The 6,940-nt window shown below is 62.4% G+C and carries 4 protein-coding genes; all 4 read left to right on the forward strand.

Annotation, left to right across the window (positions count from 1 at the left end; genetic code table 11):
• Positions 1-159 precede the first annotated feature (159 nt).
• The 4 genes from AC559A_RS18435 to AC559A_RS18450 all read left to right on the forward strand — a co-directional run bounded on the left by AC559A_RS18435 (position 160) and on the right by AC559A_RS18450 (position 6,796).
• On the forward strand, positions 160-2,019 hold the full coding sequence (locus tag AC559A_RS18435) for a DUF6909 family protein (protein WP_498819164.1): 1,860 nt from the start codon (positions 160-162) through the stop codon (positions 2,017-2,019).
• 359 nt (positions 2,020-2,378) lie between these two features.
• Positions 2,379-4,109, forward strand: coding sequence for an adenine deaminase (ade, locus tag AC559A_RS18440; RefSeq protein ID WP_498819165.1), 1,731 nt, complete (start codon positions 2,379-2,381; stop codon positions 4,107-4,109).
• A gap of 259 nt (positions 4,110-4,368) precedes the next feature.
• A complete protein-coding gene (locus tag AC559A_RS18445) occupies positions 4,369-5,703 on the forward strand; it encodes a hypothetical protein (protein ID WP_498819166.1) in 1,335 nt (444 codons plus the stop codon).
• Complete coding sequence (locus tag AC559A_RS18450; RefSeq protein ID WP_498819167.1) at positions 5,684-6,796, forward strand: pyridoxal phosphate-dependent aminotransferase; 1,113 nt, start codon at positions 5,684-5,686, stop codon at positions 6,794-6,796. Before AC559A_RS18445 ends, AC559A_RS18450 begins: the two co-directional genes overlap by 20 nt.
• Positions 6,797-6,940: the final 144 nt, after the last annotated feature.

A 6,940-nucleotide genomic window follows, 5' to 3' on the forward strand; every position in this document is an offset into this window, starting at 1 on the left:
AAGCCTTTCAAGTCGTTACATGGCAAAAACTCCTATTAATCCATTAATTTCAAACAAATACATGTCTTGGCAATGACAATGTTGGGACACTAGTGATTAGAAATGGTATTACCTGGCCATCCTGCCAAGCCAGACCCATCAGGAAAACGCAACCGGAAGATGATCAGTCTGTTTCGTAAACAAAGTCCGCATTCCGAGCAGGCCCGGCACCTGGAGACCTACCTGCGCGCCTACGGCATACATGGGCTGTTGCCGGATTCACGGCCGGATTCACGATCGGATTCACGGCCGGAATCACGTTCGGACGCATTGCTGGACTCGCTGAGCGTGTCGGACCTGGAACCCCTGCATTGCGGTCTTTGCTCCAGTCTGCACCGCCGCGCCCCGGCCCGGGAGCCGGATGTCTCCGCCTTTCTCTACGCGGCCCTGCGCCTGCCGGACTGCATCAGCCGCGTCAGCCGTGTGGTCCTCGGCCCCACGGCGGAAGCCTTCGCCGCAGCCGGGCTCCCGGACGTGGAGGCCTGGCCCCAGGTCCAATCCCGGGCCCGTCGCAGACGATACCATTATGACGGTGGACACACCCTGGCCGTTTTCGTGACCAGCAACACGGACCTGGACGACCTGATTCCGTCCCTGTGCGCGTTTCAGATTGAATGGAACAAGATGCACCGGCTGCTGAACGCGGACAGCCCGGACTCCACCTTGGGCCAAAACCTGGGCCAGACCGGTGGCCAGACCCTGGGCCAGGCCCTGGCCACCGGCCGAACCAGTGCCGTGGAAAAGGGTCCGGAAATCCGGCGCTGTCTGGGGCTGGGCCGACCGGACTGGGAACTGCTGACCCAGGTCTGGCCGGAGGACTGGGACCAAAAATGGGCGGACGTGGCCAGGGCGCCGTTGGCCCTTGAGATTTCCCGGCTGCCTCTGGATGCCGGGCATTTCGAGGACGCCGCCAGACAGTGGTGGGAACTGATCGCACGCCGCCTGGACCTGGGGGCCGCAATGTACGGTGACGCCATGGCGGCCGGACCCGTGTATCTGGTGTCCAGCAACACCCATTCCCTGGCCAACCTGATCACGGGCTTTGCCGCGGCCCACGAACCGGAACTGTTGTCCTTTCTTCAGCGGGAAAACCCCGAAAATTTCTGGCGCACCTGGCAGGATTGCCGACGTGATCCAGACCAGAACCCCGCTGACCTGCTGTATTACGGCCTGCGTCTGCATCAGCAACGCGACCCACGGGTCGCGGCCGCGCGATTGGCCTGGGAGGAAAGCTCGGGCCTAAATCGTCACGCCCCGGCCCAATATCCCCATCTGGAGGTTCAGCGCATTGCCATGAACCGACTGGACCCGGCCCGGCTGGACTCCCGCCTGCGATGGCACCCGGCCCTGGCCCGCAGTCAGGCCCTGATCGTCAACCTGGATTACCCCCTGGGACTGGCCGCCGGGCATGTGCTGGCCAGGGCTTGCGAGCTTTTCCCCCGGTTGCGCGGCGTCTTCATCCTGGGCAAGTCCGCCGCGGCCATTGGCCGGCTGGGGGACATCATCATCCCCGGCCGGGTGTATGACAGCCATACCCACATCCAGTACCGTTTCCAGAACAGCCTGACCGTGCGCCATCTGACCCCGTTTCTGAACCGGATCGCCGTGTTTGACGACCAGAAATCCATCACGGTCCGCGGGACGTTTCTGCACGGACGGGACACCGTCGGGCATCTGCTCCGGGATGACTTCACGGGCATGGAAATGGAGGCCGGCCCGTTTCTGGCGGCCTTGCACCGCCATTTTTCCGGACAGGCTCGGCAAGGGAACATGGAACGCGACCAGGTTCTGAACATTGAGCAGCCAACAGGATTCAGCCTGGGTCTCCTGCACTACACCTCGGACACTCCATACAATATCCGGCCCAGCCTGCTCAGCACCCGCCTGGGCCTGACCGGCCTGGAGGCGGTCTACGCCGCAAGCCTGGCCATTGTGCAACGGATCATGGACCTGGAGGCCGAGAGGTTGACGGCGGAGTGAAAAGGCAATCAGGGGGCTTGTCATTGATGGGCCTCGAAAACTGTCTCACATTCCCAATGGGTTACGTGGACGATTTGCGGCCCTGAAGTGACTTGTCGACATTTTTTCGGACTCCCGATCAAACGTGAGGGAAGCCGTTGCCCCAGGGTACACCTTGCGTGCGCCCATTGCGGGCTGAGGCGGCGCATGAGGCAGGTGTTGATGCAATGAAAATGAAAAAACATGAGGGCGAAACATCCCCCGGGAACGCGGGGCTCTGTACCCGCTCTTTAAAAGCTGTGAGTGCGGAGCCCCATGCTCCCGGAGCGAGTACGGAGCCTCGCGATCCCAGCATAAAAGATGCGGTTGAGGAGTCACGCTTGCCCATAGCTAAACGCCGGGAAATGATCGCCGCGGCCCGGGGGAAGAGCCCGGCGGATCTGCTGATCACCAATGTCCGTCTCGTGAACACCCTGTCCGGGGAAATCCATCCGGCCAACATCGCGGTGCGCGACGGCGTGGTTCTGGGTTTCGAGGACTATCCGGCCCGACGGATCGTGGACGGGGCCGGGGCGTTTGTCTGCCCCGGTTTCATCGAGGCCCACATCCACATCGAATCCACCCTGCTCGCGCCGCCAGTGTTCGCCGCAGCGGTGGCGGCCCGGGGCACGGCCGCGGTGGTCTGCGACCCCCATGAAATCGCCAATGTCCTGGGCGTGGCGGGCATTGAGTATGTTCTGCAATCCACCGAGGATTTGCCCGTTTCCATCTTCTGCATGCTGTCGTCCTGCGTTCCGGCCACGCACCTGGAGAATGCCGGGGCCAGGCTGGGGGTGGCCGGGATGCGCGAGCTGCTGCGAAAATATCCGGGCCGGTTTCCCGGCCTGGGCGAGATGATGAACTACCCCGGCGTGATCCACGGCGATCCGGACGTGCTGGCCAAGCTGGACCTGGCCGGAGACATGGCTGTGGACGGCCACGCCCCCGGTCTCTCGGGCCGGGATTTGAACGCCTACATTCTGGCCGGTCCGGGCAGCGATCACGAATGCGTCCGCTTGGAGGAAGCCCGGGAAAAGCTGCGCAAGGGCATGCACGTCATGATCCGCCAGGGCACGTCCCAGCACAACATGGCCGAGCTGCTGCCTCTGGTTACGGACCGCAACTGGCCCGGCTTCTCCCTGGTTTCCGACGACCGTCATCCCGAGGATCTGGCCGGGTCGGGCCATTTGGACGACAATCTGCGCCGGGCCGTGGGACTGGGCCTGGATCCGGTCCGGGCCGTGCAGATGGCGACCATCAACCCGGCCCGCTATTTCCGCCTCAAGGGCCGGGGGGCAGTGGCCCCAGGCTATCGGGCGGACCTGGTCCTGGTGGAGGACCTGACCGATTTCCAGGTTAAGGACGTCTACCTGGCCGGTAAATCCCTGGCAGAGTGCTGTTTTGACTCCCAGGTCGCGCCTCCCGGCAACTCCATGCACGTCCACCAACTGGACGAACACTCTTTTGCCATTGCCGCGGCCGGAACTTTGGCCCGGATCATTGAGATCATTCCCGGGCAGATCGTGACCAGGGCTGCTTTGGGCCGCCCCGTGATCCGCAACGGCCTGGCCCTGGCGGATCCGGCGACGGATCTGGCCAAGCTGGCCGTGGTGGAGCGGCACCGGGCCACGGGCAACATCGGGCTGGGATTCGTGCGCGGGCTGGGCTTGCACAGCGGAGCCCTGGCCTCCACCGTGGCCCACGACTCCCACAACCTGATCATCGCCGGAGTCAGCGACGCGGACATGCTCCTGGCGGGCCGCCATGCGCTGCACATCGGCGGCGGGCTTGTCGCGGTGCGCGATGGCCGGGTTCTGGGCGCCCTGCCTCTGCCCGTGGCCGGACTGATGAGCGACAGGCCCCTGGACGAGGTGTTCCGGGCCATGGAATCCCTGTCCGAAATTTGTCGCACCATGGGCCTGTCCCACGCTAACCCGTTCATGATCCTCTCCTTCCTGGCCCTGCCGGTCATTCCGGAGCTCAAACTTACGGATAAGGGGCTGGTGGACGTGAACAGGTTTGAACTTGTGGCGCTGTGGGCCGATGGAAATCATCCGGAGAACACGACGTGATGGATCTTGCAAACAATGCTGTAAAAATGCATTTAATCCTGTAATTGTAAACTGTTGAATGTAATTTTTTAATTGTATGGATGCTTGCAAGAATGACAAGAGATGTAATGACAAGAAATGTAAGATACATGTTATTACAAAGCATTGGTCGTGGACGCGGAACAGGAGGGGCTTTGGCCGCGATCTGATTCTTTGCAAGTTGCAGGTTTTATGGCAAGCAGTGGCTGGTTGAGACTATTTTTCCAAGGGGCTTGCCACCATGACCGCCACCCAACAGAACAAATCATCCATAACCGTGACCGTGCCCGCCGAGCCGGACTGGGTCCCCCTGCTGCAATCCGCGGCTGAAAACGCGGCACGGATTTTCGGGCTGGCCCGGGAAAAGGGGTTGCGCCTGGCCATGTCCATGGAGGAAGTGCTCCTGTACCTGGCCCGGGTGCTTCCCGGCGAGGCCGTGCAGATCTCGCTGGGACAGGCCCCCGGCGCGGTATCGGCCACTTTTTCCGTGGCCGTCGACAGCCTGGACCTCTCGGCCATGAATATCGTGGCCGGAGCCGATCCAGGCGAAGAAGATGATCATGCCCTGCCTCTGGTGCTGGCCTCGCGGATAAGCGATGGCCTGCATGTTTCCAGGGTTGGCGGGCAACTGTTTCTGACCTTGCGCCAGGATCACGTGTATGCACGGATATCCTCCCAGCAGGGTGACGAGGGCCTGCCCTGCGCTCCGGTGCGGGTGGAGGCCGCCACGGATTATCACCGTATCGCCCACGGCTGCGCCCGGATTATGGGGCGCTACCATGCCCGGGAGCTGCCGCCCTGGATTGCTTTTCCCGGCAAAATCACGGACAGGATCGCGGCTGGAAAATTCCAGGTCAGCGTGGCCCTGGACGATGCGGACCGGGTGCGAGGCCTCCTCTTTTGGGAGTACATGTCCGAAAAAAGCGTGACGTTCAGCGGCCCCTGGCTGCTGGACGCCTGCGACCAGGGCCTTGCGCCCCTGCTGGAGCATATGCTTCTGGCTCTGGCCCGGAGCAAGGTTTCCTGCCTGTTCAGCAATCCGGACGGCACGCCTTCAGGATTGGACTTGTCCAGGCACGGCTTCGAGTTGCTGGCAACGATCACGCGGACCGAACAGGACGGCGATCAACGGATTCCGGTCTGGTTCCGGCATTTGCGGGAGGACGAGGGGTTGCAGGTTTGGGCCCATCCCGGATGCATCCCCTTTCTGGAAGAAACCTACCAGCGGGTGTTTCTGCCTCGAACCATTTTGCCGGCTCTTGATGTCGTGGGCCGCCCTCAAAGCCACGCCCGGGACCGTTCCCTGTTCGCCGCGGCCATGAACCGGGAACTGGGGGAGATAGTGCTCCGCCCACTCCTGGACGGCGCGGACAACGCCGAGAACATTGCCCGGCATCTGCGCGTGCTCCGCGGCGAAGGGTACCGGCGCATTCTTTTTCGCATTGATTTGGCCGAAGGCTGGCAGGCCGCGCTGTGCGGCGATTTGCTGGAACAGGGATGCAGACCAAGTCTGGTCCTGCCGCAGGCCGGCCGCTCCGACGTGCTGCTGATGGAATATGTCCACACTGCCCCTTGACCGTCTGGTCCCCGCCTATATCCAGGCCTTTGAGCCCTACACCCCCAGTCGGCCGGATCACGAGCTGCGACGACTGTTCGGGGTGGATCATCTCCATCGCCTGAACAACAACGAGAATGCGCTGGGGCCGCCGCCGTCGGCCCGCCAGGCCATCGAAGATTTCGAGGCTGGACGTACGCCGATCTATCCCAGCGGTGACTGCTATGATCTGCGCCAGGCTCTGGCCGCGAAATTCGGCAAGTCCGCCGATCAGTTCCTGGTGGGCAACGGCTCCTGCGAGGTCATCGCCAGCGTGATCAAGGCCTTTTGCGAGCGCGGGGACAATATCGTCACCGCGGACAAGACCTTTGCCGTGTACGAGTGGGTGGCCGAATTCTCCGGCTTCCAGGCCCGGCTGACGCCGCTAAAGGATTTGGCCTTTGATCCCCAGGCCATGCTGGACGCGGCCGACGAGCGGACCAAGATCTTTTTCGTCTGCAACCCCAACAACCCCACGGGCACCTACTGGGACGCGGCGACCATGCGCGGCTTTTTGGAAGCCGTGGGTGGCGAGCGGATCGTGGTTCTGGACGAGGCCTATTTTGAGTACGTGGACCGGGAAGACTATCCCGACGGGATGGAGTTGATGTGCGAGTTTCCGAATCTCGTGGTCTTCCGGACCTTCTCCAAGATGTACGCCCTGGCCGGGCTGCGCGTGGGGTATCTGTGCGGATCACCCGAGGTGGTGGACATCATCCGCCGCACCCACGTGGTCTATTCGGTGAACAGCCTAGGCCAGATCGCGGCAACCGCGGCCCTGGAGCACGACGGCCCGTTCATCGCCGACACCAGGGCCATGGTAGGCGAGGCCAAGGAACTGCTGCGCGGCGTATGCGCCAGGCTGGGATTGGAATATGTCTGCCACGAGGGAAATTTCATGATGATCCGCACTCCGGTCTCCGACACCCTGCTCTATCGCAAGCTGGCCCACAAAGGCGTCATGGTCCGGACCATGACCGGGTTTCGCTTTCCCGGCTGGATCCGGGTCAGTCTGGTGCAACGCCCGGTGATGGAGGAGTTTTGCCGTGCGCTGGAAGAGGCTGTGCGCGGGTGAGGTCGTGCGGGACGGGCTGAGTCGGGTGCAAAAAGGTATGGCTCTTCCGCAGAATTTATGGGTTTGGCTTTGCGATGATTTTTCTATTTGAGCACATAGTCGAGGGCTGGCGTGGCGCTTGCGAGCGAGACCCCAAAAGTCTCG

The organism is Desulfonatronum zhilinae, from assembly GCF_900182865.1.
In the GTDB taxonomy this organism is placed as follows: Bacteria; Desulfobacterota; Desulfovibrionia; order Desulfovibrionales; family Desulfonatronaceae; genus Desulfonatronum; species Desulfonatronum lacustre.